This is a genomic window from Azospirillaceae bacterium, from assembly GCA_028283825.1.
In the GTDB taxonomy this organism is placed as follows: domain Bacteria; phylum Pseudomonadota; class Alphaproteobacteria; order Azospirillales; family Azospirillaceae; genus Nitrospirillum.
In genome coordinates, this window is record JAPWJW010000001.1 from 1764992 (window position 1) to 1780852 (window position 15861).

The 15861-nt window shown below is 66.5% G+C and carries 16 protein-coding genes; 7 read left to right on the top strand and 9 right to left on the bottom strand.

Annotated elements, in window-relative coordinates; all coding sequences use genetic code 11:
* Positions 1-38: 38 nt before the first annotated feature.
* Positions 39-344: a hypothetical protein gene (locus PW843_07245; GenBank protein MDE1146405.1), complete on the bottom strand. Its 306-nt coding sequence runs from the start codon at positions 342-344 to the stop codon at positions 39-41.
* A 56-nt stretch (positions 345-400) separates the two neighbouring features.
* Here PW843_07245 and PW843_07250 point away from each other — a divergent pair, with 56 nt between their 5' ends.
* Together PW843_07250 and PW843_07255 are read left to right on the top strand one after the other, a co-directional pair.
* The gene (locus tag PW843_07250; protein ID MDE1146406.1) at positions 401-559 is read left to right on the top strand and encodes a hypothetical protein; all 159 of its coding nucleotides are present in this window, start codon (positions 401-403) and stop codon (positions 557-559) included.
* Between the two features lie 224 nt (positions 560-783).
* The gene (locus PW843_07255) at positions 784-1575 is read left to right on the top strand and encodes a glutaminyl-peptide cyclotransferase (protein ID MDE1146407.1); all 792 of its coding nucleotides are present in this window, start codon (positions 784-786) and stop codon (positions 1573-1575) included.
* A gap of 167 nt (positions 1576-1742) precedes the next feature.
* On the opposite strand, the gene PW843_07260 is transcribed toward PW843_07255, so the two are convergent.
* Both PW843_07260 and PW843_07265 read right to left on the bottom strand, forming a co-directional pair.
* A complete protein-coding gene (locus PW843_07260; GenBank protein MDE1146408.1) occupies positions 1743-2228 on the bottom strand; it encodes a MarR family transcriptional regulator in 486 nt (161 codons plus the stop codon).
* A 93-nt stretch (positions 2229-2321) separates the two neighbouring features.
* Entirely contained in the window at positions 2322-3371 is a 1050-nt protein-coding gene (locus PW843_07265) for a hypothetical protein (GenBank protein ID MDE1146409.1), read from the bottom strand.
* 541 nt (positions 3372-3912) lie between these two features.
* Here PW843_07265 and PW843_07270 point away from each other — a divergent pair.
* Positions 3913-5208, top strand: a complete 1296-nt coding sequence (locus PW843_07270; protein MDE1146410.1) for an amino acid permease — start codon at positions 3913-3915, stop codon at positions 5206-5208.
* A gap of 56 nt (positions 5209-5264) precedes the next feature.
* Here PW843_07270 and PW843_07275 read toward each other — a convergent pair whose 3' ends face one another.
* Complete coding sequence (locus PW843_07275; protein MDE1146411.1) at positions 5265-5630, bottom strand: MerR family transcriptional regulator; 366 nt, start codon at positions 5628-5630, stop codon at positions 5265-5267.
* Between the two features lie 76 nt (positions 5631-5706).
* On the opposite strand from PW843_07275, the gene PW843_07280 reads away from it, so the two are divergent.
* Positions 5707-6735, top strand: a complete 1029-nt coding sequence (locus PW843_07280; protein MDE1146412.1) for an aldehyde reductase — start codon at positions 5707-5709, stop codon at positions 6733-6735.
* A gap of 9 nt (positions 6736-6744) precedes the next feature.
* On the opposite strand, the gene PW843_07285 is transcribed toward PW843_07280, so the two are convergent.
* The 5 genes from PW843_07285 to PW843_07305 all read right to left on the bottom strand — a co-directional run bounded on the left by PW843_07285 (position 6745) and on the right by PW843_07305 (position 13512).
* A complete protein-coding gene (locus PW843_07285) occupies positions 6745-8391 on the bottom strand; it encodes an enoyl-CoA hydratase-related protein (protein ID MDE1146413.1) in 1647 nt (548 codons plus the stop codon).
* Complete coding sequence (locus tag PW843_07290; protein MDE1146414.1) at positions 8360-8482, bottom strand: hypothetical protein; 123 nt, start codon at positions 8480-8482, stop codon at positions 8360-8362. The genes PW843_07285 and PW843_07290 overlap by 32 nt, the downstream gene beginning before the upstream one ends.
* 270 nt (positions 8483-8752) lie before the next feature.
* A complete protein-coding gene (locus PW843_07295) occupies positions 8753-11689 on the bottom strand; it encodes a TonB-dependent receptor (GenBank protein ID MDE1146415.1) in 2937 nt (978 codons plus the stop codon).
* 187 nt (positions 11690-11876) lie between these two features.
* A complete protein-coding gene (locus PW843_07300) occupies positions 11877-12932 on the bottom strand; it encodes a FecR domain-containing protein (protein MDE1146416.1) in 1056 nt (351 codons plus the stop codon).
* Entirely contained in the window at positions 12898-13512 is a 615-nt protein-coding gene (locus tag PW843_07305) for an RNA polymerase sigma factor (GenBank protein MDE1146417.1), read from the bottom strand. The genes PW843_07300 and PW843_07305 overlap by 35 nt, the downstream gene beginning before the upstream one ends.
* A gap of 147 nt (positions 13513-13659) precedes the next feature.
* On the opposite strand from PW843_07305, the gene PW843_07310 reads away from it, so the two are divergent.
* The 3 genes from PW843_07310 to PW843_07320 all read left to right on the top strand — a co-directional run bounded on the left by PW843_07310 (position 13660) and on the right by PW843_07320 (position 15768).
* Positions 13660-14550 (top strand): LysR family transcriptional regulator, encoded by an 891-nt coding sequence (locus PW843_07310; protein MDE1146418.1) that lies wholly within the window; start codon positions 13660-13662, stop codon positions 14548-14550.
* Between the two features lie 129 nt (positions 14551-14679).
* Complete coding sequence (locus PW843_07315; protein ID MDE1146419.1) at positions 14680-15159, top strand: nuclear transport factor 2 family protein; 480 nt, start codon at positions 14680-14682, stop codon at positions 15157-15159.
* 18 nt (positions 15160-15177) lie between these two features.
* Positions 15178-15768 carry a VOC family protein gene (locus tag PW843_07320; GenBank protein ID MDE1146420.1) on the top strand — a complete coding sequence of 197 codons (591 nt, stop codon included), beginning with the start codon at positions 15178-15180 and terminating at the stop codon, positions 15766-15768.
* The last annotated feature ends 93 nt before the right edge of the window (positions 15769-15861 follow it).

Sequence of the window (15861 nt, forward strand, 5' to 3'; positions counted from 1 at the left end):
GGTATCATGAATCGCGCCGCCCCTTCCCACCGACGGAGTTACGGCAGCCTGCTGGCCGTGGCCGTGCTGCTGCTGCCGCTGGGGGCCCTGGTCATGCCCACCACCGTGCTGGGCGTCGTCGGCATGATCCCAACCCTGGTCGCCCTGATCGTGGACCGCGATCCGGACAAGCCGGCGGCCGTGACGGTGGGCGCGCTCAACATCTGTGGCGTCATGCCCTTCTGCATCCAGCTGTGGCAGCACGGGCATACCATGGAGTACGCCTCCGGCCTGCTGGTGCAGCCGGTGACCTGGCTGGTGATGTATTCCGCCGCCGGTGTGGGCTGGCTGCTGTACTTCGGCATCCCGCCGCTGGTCGCCGGCTGGTCCGTCGCCCGCGACCAGGCCCGCCATACGCGAGTTGGAGGACCAGCGCCAGAAACTGGTGGAGGAATGGGGGGTGGAGGTCAGCGGCAAGGGCCTGAAGCCCGAACCCGTCCTGGACGCCGACGGCCTGCCGACGGAAGCGCCGGACCCGCTGGCCGAAGCCGTCGATCCCGACACACCGCCGGCCGCGTGAGCCAACTCCGTATAATGCGCGTGGCATTTGATCGTAACCTCTCAAATGCCCCCTCAAACGCCGGGCGCCAGCATCCGCTGGCTTGGGCTTCCTCAGTTTTCAGTCCGCTACGCTCCCCGAAAACTTCCGGCGGCCGCGGTCGCGGCCTACAGCGGCACGAGTCAAAATTTCGTGCCGCTGGTATAAACATCCGCAATCCCGCCTTTTGAGACTGGCCTGCCCTCATGACCCCATCCCGCCTCCGCGCCCTTGCCGCCCTTGTCCTACTGGTCCTGGCGACCACCCTGCCCGTGCGGGGTTGGGCGCAACAGCCGCCGCAGAAATACGGGTTCGAGGTCGTGCATATTTATGCCCACGACCGCCAGGCCTTCACGGAGGGCCTCTTCTACCTGAACGGCTTTTTGTATGAGAGCACGGGGCTGGAGGGCCGGTCGGACATCCGCAAGGTGGCGCTGGAGACCGGCCAGGTGGTGCAGACCCAGACCCTGGCGCCGCAGTATTTCGGCGAGGGCATCGTCAACTGGAAGGACCGGCTGGTCCAGCTGACCTACCGCACCCAGGTGGGGTTCGTGTACGGCCTCGGGGATTTCAAGCAGCACGCCACCTTCCAGTATCCTGGCGAAGGCTGGTCCCTGACCCAGGACGGCCACCGCCTGATCATGAGCGACGGCACGCCGCAACTGCGCTTCCTGGATCCGGAGACGCTGAAGGAAACCGGCCGCCTGACCGTCACCGACAATGGCTATCCCATCCGCAACCTGAATGAGCTGGAGTTTGTGAAGGGCGAGATCCTGGCCAACATCTGGCAGACCAGCCTGATCGCCCGCATCGATCCCGCCACCGGCAATGTCACCGGCTGGATCGACCTGGCGGGCCTGGTCAAGATGTCGGGCGCCGGGCCCGATGCCGACAACGTGCTGAACGGCATCGCCTACGACGCCAAGGGCGACCGCCTGTTCGTCACCGGCAAGCGCTGGCCCAAGCTGTTCGAGATCAAGCTGGTGCCGCTGAAGTAATAATGCGCGCGGCGTTTGTTCAAACGCCGCCCCTCAGGCGCCGGGCGCCAGCATCCGCTGGCTTGGGCTTCCTCGCTTTCCAGTCCACTCCGTTCCCCGGAAAGCTCCGGCGGACGCGGTCGCGTCCTACAGCGGCACGAATCAGAATTTCGTGCCGCTGGCGTCCATCAGCCTTCGCCCAGGCTGGCCGACAGCTGGTGGACCCGGTCGCGCAGGTCGGCCAGGTCGGCCAGGGGCATGGACAGGCGGCACAGCATGGCGCCGGGGATGGCCAGGGCCTTTTCCCGCAATTCCCACGCCGCCGGCGTCAAATCCACCAGCACCCGGCGTTCGTCCGCCGTGTCGCGGCGGCGCGCCACCAGGCCGGCCCCCTCCATCCGTTTCAGCAGGGGTGTGAGGGTGCCGGAATCCAGGTCCAGCCGGCCGCCCAGTTCACCCACGGTGACGGGCGCCCCCTCCCACAACACCATCAGCACCAGGTATTGGGAATATGTGAGGCCCAGCGCGTCCAGCATGGGGCGGTAAGCGCGGGTGATGCGGTTGGTCGCCTGGTAAAGGGCGAAGCACAGCTGCCGGTCCAGCTCCAGCGGGTTGATGCCCTCCACACCCTCTTGGGCGACACCGTCTTCGGGCTGGGGTGCGGAACCGGTCATGCCGCCTTCACCGTCAAATGCGAAATCCTTCATGCCGGAATAGGGGCAGACCTTGGGCGCCAAGGCAATCCGCCATTTCAGGGGCCGGGGCCGTCAGACCTGCAGCACCTCGACCTTGACGCCCTGGACGCCGGTCACGCCCTCCACCCCATTCTTCAGCTTGGTCAGGAAGGTGAAGTTGATGCCGTCGCGGCCGGCCAGCAGGGTGGTGAGCTTGTGCCGGGGCATGTCCACCCGCTTGGCCAACTCCTCCATCAGGCCCTTGCCGCGCAGGGACTTCACCGCGTCCGCCGACATTTCCGGGTCGATGTAGAGTTTGCCCTCGCGGCGCACCAGGTACAGCGTGCCCGACGCCGACGCGCCGGCTTGGCCCGGTCCGGGCAACGCGGCAGCGCGGTTGCCCGCCACCGCGACCGCCCCTTTGGCACCGGGAACGTCGGGGGGCGGCCCCCAGAGATAGGCCTGCACCACCTGTTCCTGCCGGCCATTGGTGAAATCCGGCAGGCTGGGGGCCGACTGCACGACCTGCTGCGCCAACACGCGCGACCGGACGATGGCGCCGGTCACCCGGCCGTACCCCGCCACGGTGGCGAGATAGGCGGCCTCGGCCGCGTCCCGCTGCAACAGGGGGGCGGTGCCATCGCCGGCGGGCGCCGCCTCAGCCTGGGCGGCGACCTGCAACGCCGCGTCGCGCAAGCGTTCCAGTTCACCGACGGCCTGCCCAACGTCCTGCGCCGTCAAATCCAGGTGGGCCACCCACTTTTCCATGACATAGCCCACGCCCAGGCCCATGGGCTCATCATGACCGACCAGGGCCTGCAGCACGGGCTCGACCGAGCGGATGTGCAGTTCCGTCACCGTCTGGCGCAGCTGGGCCAGGCGGATCAGGGTGGCCGGCCGCTTGGCCTCGTCCAACCCTTCGCCCTTGGCCGCCAGGATGGTGATGAAGGACAGGGTGTCCCCCGCCTCCACCCCCAGCTTGCGGAAGGCGTTCAGGTCCCGGGTGCGCGCCACCCTCTGGCAAGTGCGCTGCAGGGCCGCCACCGACTGTTCCAGCTGCCGGATGTCGGCCATGATGCGCGTGTACAGCCGCCCCTTGTCGGGCTGCTTCTTCCACGATTGGGTCGCATCGGCGCGCGGCACGGGCTTAAGCTCCTGGTGATGAGGCCGCCCATGGTAGCAGGCGGCGGCGACGCGCCCCACCGTCATTTGCGGCGGGCCCCGGGGGCCCCGCCCGGCAGCGGGGAAGCGCTGTGCGGGAAAGCCGCACCGACAGCACAAAATCACTCCCGCGTCGCGGCGCACGCCGAACGATAGACCGGATCTGGTGCCCGAATTGCATAAAATTGTCAGAAACGACACCCCGGGTGAAAATCTTTGCCCATCAATTTTTTTGGCCGCCGTTTAAGGTGACAGCGCCCCTGGCAGCAGGTACATCCACAGGCAAGCAATACGCGGGGCATCACATCACACCGGAGGCACCAAGGGACGAAACCGTCCCCGCCGATGGTATGGACGACGACGGGAGAGGTGGTTTTGAGCCTTTGGACCAAGAAGACCATTGAAGAGGCCAGCGCCGACGGTGACGGCGACGAGGGCCGCCCCACGCTGGCACGCAGTCTGAACGCCTGGAACCTGACCGCCCTGGGCGTCGGCGCCATCCATCGGCGCCGGCATCTTCGTCCTGACGGGCTCAGCCGCGGCCCAGTACGCCGGCCCCGGCATCGTCCTGTCCTTCGTGCTGGCGGCGACCGCCTGCCTGTTCGCCGGCCTGTGCTACGCCGAATTCGCCGCCATGGTACCGGTGGCGGGCAGCGCCTACACCTATGCCTATGTCACCGTCGGGCAATTCCTGGCCTGGATCATCGGCTGGGACCTGGCGCTGGAATATCTGTTCGCCTCGGGCACGGTGGCCGTCGGCTGGTCGGGCTATTTCGTTGATCTGCTGAAACAGTTCGGCATTGTCATCCCGGCGGCCCTCACCTCCGCCCCGCTGACGGTCAAGGACGGCTTCCACTTCCAGACCACGGGCGCCATCCTGAACCTGCCGGCCGTGGTGCTTGTGGGTGTCATCTCCGCCCTGCTGTACATGGGCATCCGCAACTCCGCCCGCGTCAACGGCGCCATCGTGCTGCTGAAGCTGCTGGTGGTGTTCCTGGTGATCGGTTTCGGCCTGATGTACGTCGTGCCGGCCCACTGGTCGCCCCTGATCCCGCCCGAGGTGGTGGACGCCAAGGGCTCCCACTACGGGTGGAGCGGCGTGCTGCGCGGCGCCGGCGTCATCTTCTTCGCCTATATCGGCTTCGACGCCGTCTCCACCACGGCGCAGGAAGCGGTCCGGCCCCAGCGCGACATGCCCATCGGCATCCTGGGCTCGCTGGTGTTCTGCACCATCCTGTACATCCTGATGTCGCTGGTCCTGACCGGACTGGTGCCCTACACCGAACTGAACGTGCCCCACCCCGTCGTGGTCGCCATCGAGAATGTGCGGCAGCTGCACTGGCTGGCCCTGCCGGTAGACATCGGCGCGGTCGCCGGCCTGACCACCGTCATGCTGGTGATGATGTTGGGCCAGTCGCGCGTGCTGTATGCCATGTCGCGCGACAAGCTGCTGCCCGACGTGCTGAGCAAGGTGCACCCCAAGTTCCGCACCCCCCACGTGGCGACGGTGGTGACGGGCGTGCTGGCGGCCTTGCTGGCCGGCCTGTTCCCCATCGACATCCTGGGTGAGCTGGTGTCCATCGGCACCCTGCTGGCCTTCGCCATCGTCTGCGCCTGCGTGCTGGTGCTGCGCATCACCCGGCCGGAACTGGAGCGCCCGTTCAAGACGCCGGTCTTCTGGCTGGTCTGCCCGTTGGGCGTCCTGGTCTGCGGCTATCTGATGTACGGCCTGCCGGGCGACACCTGGCTGCGGCTGATCATCTGGATGATCTTCGGCTTCGGCGTCTATTTCGGCTACAGCCGCCGCCGCGCGGCCTGAAGCCAGGTATCCCCGTGATGGAAAGGGGCCGGGCGGCGCTGTCGCTCGGCCCTTTTTCATTCCTGAAAGGAATACATCTCTTCCATCCGCTGGATCAGGCCGGCGACGCGCTGGCGACGGCGCATCACCTCCTGAAGATGCTGATCCATGGTTTCCAGCTTGTGCCGCAGCGCGTCGTAAAGCTCCCGCTTCTTCGCCCGGTTGCTCCTGTCCGGCTGGGACAGGTAGGCGGCGATCTCGGTGAGTGAGAAACCCAGCCCCTGCGCCTCATCGATCAGGCGCAGGGTGCCCACCGTACTTTCCGGATAGTCGCGGTAGCCGTTGCCGGTCCGCGCGGCCGGCGGAATCAGGCCATGCTTCTCATAAAAGCGGATGCGGGACGCGCTCAACCCGGACTGCGTGGCCACGTCACCGATCCGCATTGGAAAACCCCTTGACCTTAAACCTGGGTTTAAGGTGTAGCGACTTGCCCTCGGGTTGAAAAGTCGGAGGGTTTGAATGTCACGCGTTCTGGTTACCGGTGGGACGGGCTTCGTCGGCGCCCACTGCCTGATCCAACTGCTTGAGGCGGGGCATGCGGTGCGGACCACCGTCCGCAATCTTGCCCGCGAGGGCGACGTGCGGGCCATGCTTGCCCAAGGCGGCGCCGGCGACGTGGGGGACCGGCTGGCCCTGTATGCCGCCGACCTGACCCAGGACGCCGGCTGGTCCCAAGCGATGGAGGGTTGCGACTTCGTGCTGCATGTCGCCTCCCCCTTCCCGGATCGGGCGCCTAAGGATGAGAACGAGTTGATCATCCCCGCCCGGGACGGCGCCCTGCGTGTCCTGCGGGCGGCCCGCGACGCCGGCGTCAAGCGCGTGGTGCTGACCTCGTCCTTCGCCGCCATCGGTTATGGGCATGAAAGCCGGACGGCGGCATTCACGGAAGACGACTGGACGAACCTGGGCAGTCCCCGTGTCCAGCCTTATCAGAAATCCAAGACCATCGCCGAACGCGCCGCCTGGGATTTCATCGCGCGGGAGGGTGGCGGGCTGGAACTTGCCGTGGTCAATCCCGTCGGCATCTTCGGGCCCGTGCTGGGTCCGGACTATTCGACCTCGATCCTGGTGGTGAAGCGGCTGTTGGATGGCTCGATACCGGGCTGCCTCGATCTGTGGTTTGAGGCGGTCGATGTCCGCGACGTCGCCGCCCTGCACCTGAAAGCGATGACGGAACCCGCCGCGGCCGGGAACCGCTACCTCGCCACCGCCGGCCTGACGGTCAGCATGCGCGACGTCGCCGGCATCCTCCGGGACAATCTCGGTGCGGCGGCAGCCAAGGTGCCGACACGCGTGCTGCCAAGCCCGCTGCTGCGCGTGCTCAGCCTGTTCGACGCCCAGGTCCGGGCGGTGATGCCGGAACTGGGCAAGCGAAAAAGCGCGTCTTATGAGAAGGCCCATCGCGACCTGGGCTGGCAGCCGAGAAGCACACGGGACGCCATCCTTGGCACCGCGCGCAGCCTGTTGGATCTCAAGCTGGTGGGTTGAGATTTTCTTTCAGGCGCTTCGCCGCCAGGCGTAGCTGCCCAGCGGGCCGCCGGTGGCAGCCGGCCAGCCGAAACCCAGCACCGCCGCCAGGTCGGCGGTGGCGCCGTCCTTCAGCAAGCCCTCCGCCAGGGCCTGCACCACGGCCGTGCGCACGGCGGCCAGCAGGCGGGCGCCGGCATCGGCCGGTGCCGCTTCGCCCCCGGGGCGCTTCAGCGCCGCCAGCACGGCGGCGGCCGCCTCATCCCCCATCAAATCCAGCACGGCGGCATAACCCAGGCGGCGGGCCAGGGCGCAGGGCCCTTCCGCCAGGCCGGCGGCAAGGGCGGCGGCGTCCAGGTCGGCGGGGGCGATGTCATCACCCAACTCCAGGGCCGCGCGCAAATAGGCGGCGTTCAGCCGGGCGGTATAGCGGCCGTCGCCATCCTCGATCGGGAACGGCGTACGGCCCAGGCGCCGTGCCGCATCCACCGCAATGGACAAGGCGGGGGCCGATGTCGCGGGGCCGGCCACCACCTCCGCCACCCCGCCATCGGCCGGCAGGTACAGGCCCACCAGCCGGTCGGGCCAGGCGAGGCCACGCGCCACCGACGCCACCGACAGGCGCGGGCCCGTCAGGGCGATCAGGGCATCGTCGCCCAGCGCCTTTTCGGCCTGCGCCAGCAGGGCGCGCTTGGCCATCAGGTCTTCGCGCGTGGCATCGAACAGGATCTCGATCTTGTGGCCGCCCAGATTTTCCGGCGCCAAGCCGGCCAGCCCCTCGGCATCGGCCACGGCGTGCACGTCCAGCCCGGCGCGGCGGGCGGCCAGGGCCACGGCGTCCGCCGCCGGCCCGCGCCCCAGCACCGCCACCCTTGACAGTTCCGCCACCGGCATCGCTGGGCGCCACGCGGCCTTGTCGGCCTCCGCCTTGGCCAGCACCAGGGTGCGCACCAGGGCCGACACCTCACCCCGGCGCAGCAGGCCGGCGGCCAGGGCCCGTTCCAGCGCCAGACCCTCATCCAGCGACAGGCTGAGGCCCTGCACGATGGCGGCATCGATGGCAGCGGCGGTGGAGGCCACGGCCATAGGCTTGCGCGGACTGAAGACGACGAAGGGTGGCTCCACCGTCCGGCCCAGTTGACCCCGCACCCAGTTGAGAGCGGCGGAGCGGACGTGGCTGGCCGGCACCACCTGGTCAACCAGCTTGGTGGTCAAAGCCACGGCCGAGGTCACGCTATGGCCACCCGTCAGCAAATCGTTGGCGGCGATCCAACCCACCAGGCGCGGCAGGCGCTGGGTCCCGCCGGCCATGGGCATCAGGCCCAGGCGCTGGTCGGGAAAGCCCAGGCGCAAGCCCGGATGGTCGCTGGCGACGCGATGGCCGCAGGCCAGCGCCAATTCCAGACCCGGCCCCAGGGCGGAGCCGTTGAGTGCCGCGGCGATGGGTTTGGCCGCCCCCTCCAGCCGGCGCAGAACCGCGCCATAGGGCGCGATGGCGGCCAGCAGAGCCTCATCCGTCATCACCGGCGCGGCATCGGCCAGAGCCAGCAGGCCGTTGGGCTCCCGCCCCAGCAGGAAGTGGCCCTTGGCGGAGGTGATGACCAGGCCACGCACGTCGTCGCGGGTTTCCAGCGCCTCCGCCAGCTCATCCAACGCCGCGATCAGGGCGTCGTCCACGCAGGTTGGCGCGGCCGGCGGCCTCCAGCGTGGCGACGGCGATGCCGTCGTCATCCAGGGTCAGGTGCAGGGGAAATTGGGGATCAAGCATACCCGCACTGTGCCGGTACGGACCGGGGCCGCGCAAGCCGAAGCCACGCGACAAAAAAGAATAGGGCGCCGACGGTAAGGAACCATCGGCGCCCATTTTACTTATGCTCACCGCATTTGATCGTAGCTGCTCAAATGCCCCTCATGTGCCGGGCGCTGACATCCGTCAGCTTGGCTAATCCTCGATTTCCAGTCCGCTATCGCTCCCCAGAAATCTCCGGCGGCCGCAGTCGCGGCCTACGGCGGCATGAAGCTTTGCCTCATGCCGCCGCTAAAACTCACACGTCAGGCCCCACAGGATGGTGCGGCCGCTGGAGGTGTTCACCAGGATGCGGCGGGCCGTCAGGTCGGTGAACTGCACAATGTGCTGGTCGGTCAGGTTCAGGCCCTCCACCGTCGCCTTCAGATGCCGGTTGATGTTGTAGTGGGCGGAGACGTCGATGTTGTTGGTGGGCTCGAACCCCTCGCCCACATTGCCGTTGCTGCCGATGCTGCTGAGGTATTGGCCGCGATAGGCTTCCGAGACGCGCACGCCCCAGCTGTCGGTCTCATAATACAGGGTGGCGTTGGCGGAGAAGCGCGACAGGTTGGTCAGGGGCAGGTTCACCGACTTTCCGCCGATGAGGGCCGCCGAACTGCCGTCGGCGAAGGTGCCGTTGGCGACCATGCCCAGATGGTTGAAGGGTTCCGGCAGGAAGTCGAAGTCGCGCTGGGCGGCCACCTCCACCCCCTTGATGCTGGCGCCGCTGACATTCACCGGCTGGGTGACGTTGTAGAGGATGGTCCCCGTCTGTCCCGGCAACAGGAAGGAGGTGGGGTAGCCCGTCTCCGAATACGGTTCCTGCACCGTGGTGGAACTGATGAAGGAGTTCAGCTTCTTGTAAAAGGCGCCGACGGACAGGAAACCCACCTTGCCGTCGTAATATTCCAGCGAGCCTTCCACCGCGTCGGCGGTGAAGGGCTTAAGGTTGGGATTGCCGATGGTCAGGCTGCCGCCGAAGGGGGCGGTGGTGATGGTGCCGGCGGCGGCCAGGTCCGACAGGGCCGGGCGGCTGATGTTACGGTCGGCGCTGACGCGGGCCACCAGGTCGGGTTCCAGGAACACGGCGACGTTGGCCGCCGGCAGCACGCCGCTGTAGGTGTGCTGCACCGACACCGGCGTCAGACCGCTGCCGGAATTGACCGAGCCGGCGGAGGTCAGGTCGGTGCTGTAATACCGCACGCCGGCGTTGGCCATCACCCGGTGGTCCCAGACATTGGTGTCCAGGTCATACTGCACGAAGCCGGCCATCGTCTCTTCGGTCACGTGATAGTCGGACCCCGGCGACAGATAGGCGGTGGACATGATGTTCCGCGTCTGGCCGATCAGGTTATAGACGCCGTTCACGTCGCCGACGATGTAGGGCACGTTGGTGTCATAGGGCACCAGGTACTTCAGGTTGGCCGGCAGCACCTTGTCGTCCGGCACGTTGTAGAAGACCTTGTTGTTGTACTGCGCGCCCTGGTCCTTGAAATTCTTGTATTCAAAGCCCGCCTTGATGCTTGAGGCGTCATTCAGGGCGTATTCGCCGTCGAACTTGCCGTTGGTGTAGGAGTTCACGATCTTGTTGGCCTGGGTGTCCAGGCGCATCAGCTTCCACAACGACGGGTCGGCAGTGTTGAAGTCATAGGTGCTGGTCGGCATGGTGGTGCGGTCGTCGAAGGCGATGCCCTGGTTCTTGGATTCCAGGAATACCTTGTCGAAGTACGGCAGCTCATAGTCCGAGCGCGAATACCCCACCATGCCGCTGAGCTTCAGCCGGTCCGTCACCTGGTCGGAACCGTGCAGCACCGCCTGGTAGAATTCCGTGCTGTCGCTTTCGGTGTTGTACTCATCGCGCATGTCCACGCCGGTGTAATGCGCCGCCACCAGCGAATTGCCCTGGATGACGGCGGATTGCAGCACCTGCGTGCCCGAGATGTTGCCGGTCAGGGCATTGGTGCCGCCGGCGGCGATGGAATAGTCCTGGCGGTCGTTGGTCAGGCGGCTGTACAGCGCGTCGAACCCCAGCTTCAGGCCGTTGTCGGGTTCGTACTGCAGGGCCATCGTGCTGCCCAGGCGGGTGCGGTGGTCGTACCAGGTGGAATAGCTGTCGGCCTGGGGCGCGAAGATGGTGCCGGATTCCAGCTTGGCGGCATCGGCGGCGCTGACACCCGGGCCGATGTTGGCGGCGTTGACTTTGATGGCGCCCCAGCCCCAGTTGCGGTAGCCGTACTCATTGCTGTCGTTGATGCTGTAGGCGACGGACACCAGGGCGCCGAAGTCGCCCCAGCGGTCGGACAGCAGGCCGACGATGCGCGGCGTCACGCTGTCGGTGTTGCTGTTGTTCTGCCCCTTGGCCGACAGCACCGCCTTGAAGCCCGGATAGTCGAAGGGCTTGGCGGTGCTGAGTTGCACGGTGCCGCCGATGCCGCCCTCATCCTGTTCGGCGGCGTAGGATTTCTGCACCGTCACCCGGTCGAACAGTTCCGAGGCGAACAGGCTGTAGTCGAAGCTGCGGGTGCGGCTGACGCCGCCGCGGTTGTCCATGCCCGACGCCGTGTTGCCCAGCACCTCCATCCCGTTCAACTGGGTGCGGGTGAAATCGGGCCCCAGGCCGCGCAGGGTGATCTGCCGGCCCTCGCCGGAATCGCGGTTGATGGTGACGCCGGCGATACGCTGCAAGGATTCCGCCAGGTTAAGGTCGGGAAATGCGGCGATATCTTCCGCCACGATCACGTCCTCGGCGATCACCGCCTCGCGTTTGATGGCCTGGGCCTGCGCCAGGCTTTCGTGGAAGCCGCTGACCACCACCTCCTCCACCGGCGGCGGCGGTTCGTCGCCGCCGGGCAGGCGGTCGGCGCGGGGGCCGGCCTTCTTTTCCGCCAGTTGCAGCACCACCACCGTGCCGTCGTCGGACGACACCACCAGGGGCGTGCCCTGCAACAGGGTAGCCAGCGCCTTATGGCGGTCGATCTCGCCATGAATGGCCTGGGTGGTGATGCCCGCCAGTTGCCCCGCCGGTGCCACGATCTGGATGCCCGCCTGCTTGGCGAACATGGGAATGGCGCTGACCGCCGGCTGGGCCGGCAGGTCGAAGCTGCGCGTCTGCGCCATCGCCGGCCCACCCAAGGCGATGATGATGGACGCGGCGCCGCACAGCAGCGCCGGACGCAAGGATTTGAACATCTGCACTGAATCCCCCAAAAATATCAGTGTGCGGTTTCTGGAAGCGTCAGGGTCCCCGTCGACCCTTCACACTCACTAGATTATTTCCGCCGCTGAACCACGCCATCCGTAATGAAACTTTTATATTTCCAGTTTTGTTTATTTATTTTCCATTTCACGGCAAACATTATACCCGAAGGGCGTATTTCTACTTATAAAGGGCGATCCCATCGCCCTCCGCCTTGGACTTGATGCGCAGGCCTTGGGCGACGGCATGGGCGAACCCGGCCGGATCGGTGGCGGCGAATAGGCCGGAGATGCGTTCGCGCGCCACCGCCCCCTTGGGGATGATCTTCTGGCGGGAATAGCGGGCGAACTCGGCGGCGGCCTCCGCCAGGGTCACGCCTTCGAAGGACAGCAGGCCCTCCCGCCACATCAGAATGCGGCCCAGCACGGCGGACGGCACATCACGGATGGAGACCTGTATCTCCTCCCCGCCTGAGCCGGCATGGCCGACACGCACCTCCGCCTCCTGGTCGGCGCTGACATAGGTGCCGTTCACAGCCGTGGCGACCAGCTGCGACCAGACCTGGCGTACGGTGCCCCACGGGCCCGCGGCCGGTTCCGGCTGCGGCAGTTCCACCGCCACCCTGCCGGAGGCCACCTGCACCCGCATGCCGCCGTCCTCCCCCGCCAGACGCACGGCATAGGCGGTGCCGACCGCCCGCGCCTGGGCCTTGGGCCCCATGACGACAAAGGGCCGGTCGGGGTTCTTGGCCACCTCGAAAAAGGCTTCGCCGCGCAGCAGGCGCACCAGGCGGCGATCTTCGCGATAGTCCACCTCCAGCGCGCTGTCGGTGTTCAGGGTGATGCGCGATCCGTCGGCCAGGGGTATCTGCCGCACCTCGCCCAGGGCGGAGACATACCGCTGTGCCGGCTGGACGGTGCGCGGGCGCAGGACGACGGCGGCCCCCAGGGCGGAGGCAGCCACCGCACCGCCCAGGAAGGCGCGCCGGTGCAGCCCCACCCAGCCGGACGCCGACGGTGGCGGCGATTGCCTGAGGATACGCATCGCGCGTGTCATGCGCGGGCTGACGAAGACGGCGCGGGCGCGGGCCAGCGCGCCGACGCAGCGGATGTCGCCGTCCAGCCAGGCGGACAGTTCCGCCTCCTCCGCCGGGGTCAGGTCGCCGGCGTCCAGGCGGGCGACCCAGCGGGCCGCCGCCTCATCAATGGACTTTGCGTTTTGCCGCTGCGTGATCACGCTCTACCGACCTTGTCTTCTTTTTCCGATCCGCAACGCCGTCGTCGCCGGCCTCTGTCCGGCCCAACTGGGCCAGCAACAGCTTGATGCCCCGCGCCACCTGTTTCTGGACGGTGTGCTGCGACAGGTTCAGGCGCCGGGCGATCTCCTGCTGCGACAGTCCCTCCACCCGGCGCATGATGAAGGCGGCGCGGGTCTTGCGCGGCAGGGCGTCGATGGCGCGCTGCACGTGCGCCAGTTCGAACCGCGCCAGCACCGTGTCCTCCGGCGACGGCTGGTCCACCGCCGCCTCCAGCATGCCGATGTCGGCCACGGCGGTGATGGGGACCACGCGGGAATGGCGCAACTGCTGCAGGATGACGGAATAGGCGACCTGGAACGTGTAGGTCTTGGGATCGAGGATGCCGTCGATCGACGCCTTGGTGGCCAGGATGGCGTAGGTTTCCTGCACCACGTCGTCGACGTCGCAGTGCAGGCCCGCCTTGCGCTTCAGCCAGGCGCGCAGCGCCGGCTCATGCGGCACGACGTGCAGCGCCAGCCAATGCGCCCGCTCGATCGTAATCTGCTTGGTGGATGTCAACGTCGCCCCGCATCTAAGCACTGGTCCCTAGATGCGCGGACTGTGTGACAAACGCCATTTGTCACGAAAATTTAGGAATTGGCGGCCGGCGAGATTGGCGCATAATTCAGCCATATTGTTTCTTATAGAGAACGATGGGTGGGTGCCATGGATTTGAACGCCATCGCGATGTTCGTCGCCGTCATCAAGGCGCAGAGCTTTTCCAAGGCGGCGACGGACCTGGGCGTGACCAAGTCCACCATCTCAAAGAAGATCAGCGAGTTGGAGGCCTACCTCGGCACCACCCTGATCCGGCGCACGACACGCAGCCTGCAACTGACCCAGATGGGGGCGGAGTTCTACGAGCAATGCACCGCATCACTCGCCGGCCTGCGTGACGCTGCGGAAAGCGCCCAGGCAGCGGGGACGGAACCGCGGGGGCATCTGCGCGTGACCTGCCCGGCGGACTTCGTGCCCGCCATCATGGGTCCGGTCTTCGCCGGCTTCATGCGGGAATACCCGAAGATCACGCTTGAGGTTGTCCTGACGGACAAGCCGCTGGACCTCGTCATGGACAACATCGACGTGGCGATCCGGATTGGAAACCTGAGCGATTCCGCGCTGATGTCCCGCCGCATCGGGCGTGAGGTCTTCCAGTTGCTGGCCAGCCCCACCTATTTCGACCGCGCCCCGGCATTGCGCGAACCGGGCGACCTGCGGGATCACGAATGCCTGATCTTCGCGCCCAAGCCCGAACTGCGGGTCTGGCATCTGCAGGACGGCGAGCGCCGGCTGCGGATAGAACCGGGCGTCAAGTTCATCTCCAACAACATCTCGATGATCAAGACGCTGGCCGTGCTGGGCGCCGGCATCACGCTGCTGCCCGTCTCAAGCTGCCAGGAGGAGATCGCCACCGGGAAGCTGGTCGTCCTCCTCCCCGAACTGTCCATGGGCGCCACGCCCATCCACCTCGTCTACCAGAAGCAGCCCTTCAGATCGCCCAAGATCCAGACCTTCGTCTCTTACGTCGAAACACACGTCCGGAGCCAATTCCCGTAAGCATTGATAGTTTCCAATAGGAAACAATGTTTTCATTATTGCGTTTATTATCAAACAATCCTCGCCGGGGTACGGTTTGCCCAGATCGAAACGGGCACCGGCCCGTTGCCCCCGCGAAGGATCAAGGCGATGAAAACCCCCTCGAAATTCGGCTTGCTGATGCTGGCCCTGTTCTCCACGGCCGCTGCCGCCACCCATAGCGCCCATGCCGCCCGAGCCCAGACACAAGTGCTGGACACCGCGCCGGCGACGAATGAGCAGATCGCCTCCGCCCAGACGCTGATCGACAAGCACTTCGCGCTGTGGAACAGCAACGACGTGTCCAAGTACCGGCAGGCCTACGATGAGATTTACGCCAAGAATTTCCTGATGGCGGACTATAGCGGCCTGGCCCGGAACTACGACGACGTGGTGGCACTGATCCAGAAGGTCCAGTCGGCCCATCCCGGTTTCCATTTCACGCCCAAGCCCGTCGCCATCAACCACGGCCTGGGCCGCGTCACCTGGGGCTACGGCCCCGCTGACAACCCCACCCTCATCACCGGCGAAGACATCTTCACCATCGAAGGCGGCAAGATATCCAGCCTTCGCGTCTTCCTGAACAAGTAAGCCCGCCCGAGAGAGATCATGAAAATCGTCAACACCCTGCTGGTGGCCGGCCTGCTGGCTTTCGGCACCCAGGCCCATGCGCAGGACGTGAAGGTCGCCGGCATCGACCATGTCGGTATCACCGTGCCCGACCTGCGGCAGGCCGAGGAATTCTTCTCATCCACCTTCGGCTGCGTGCCCGTCACCCACATCGGCCCCTTCCCCGTGGGTACTTCCCTGTCGCCGGATCGCCGGCAGGCCGTGGCGCCCCGCGCGACCAGCCTGTCGCTGGCCATGCTCCGTTGCGGCACCGGGTCCAACATCGAACTGTTCGCGTATAAGGACTCGACCGGCTCGACCGTCATCCCCAATAACGAGGATCTGGGGCAGTCGCACATCGCCTTCTATACCGACGACGTGAAGGCCGGTGTCGCGGCGCTGAAGGCCAAGGGCCTGCTCATCATCGGCGAGCCCATCACCATGCCCAGTGGCGACACGGCGGGCGAGACCTGGGTGCATTTCCTGTCGCCCTGGGGGGCGGAGATGGAACTGGTCGGCTATCCCAACGGCAAGGGGTATGAGAAGACCGCCAAGCTGAAGCTCTGGAACGCCAAGCACCCCGCCGATTGACCTCCTGGTACGTGCGGCATTTGAACGCGACCGTTCAAATGCCCCCTCACGCGCCGGGCGGCAGACATCCGTCTGCCTTGGCTTATCCTCGAT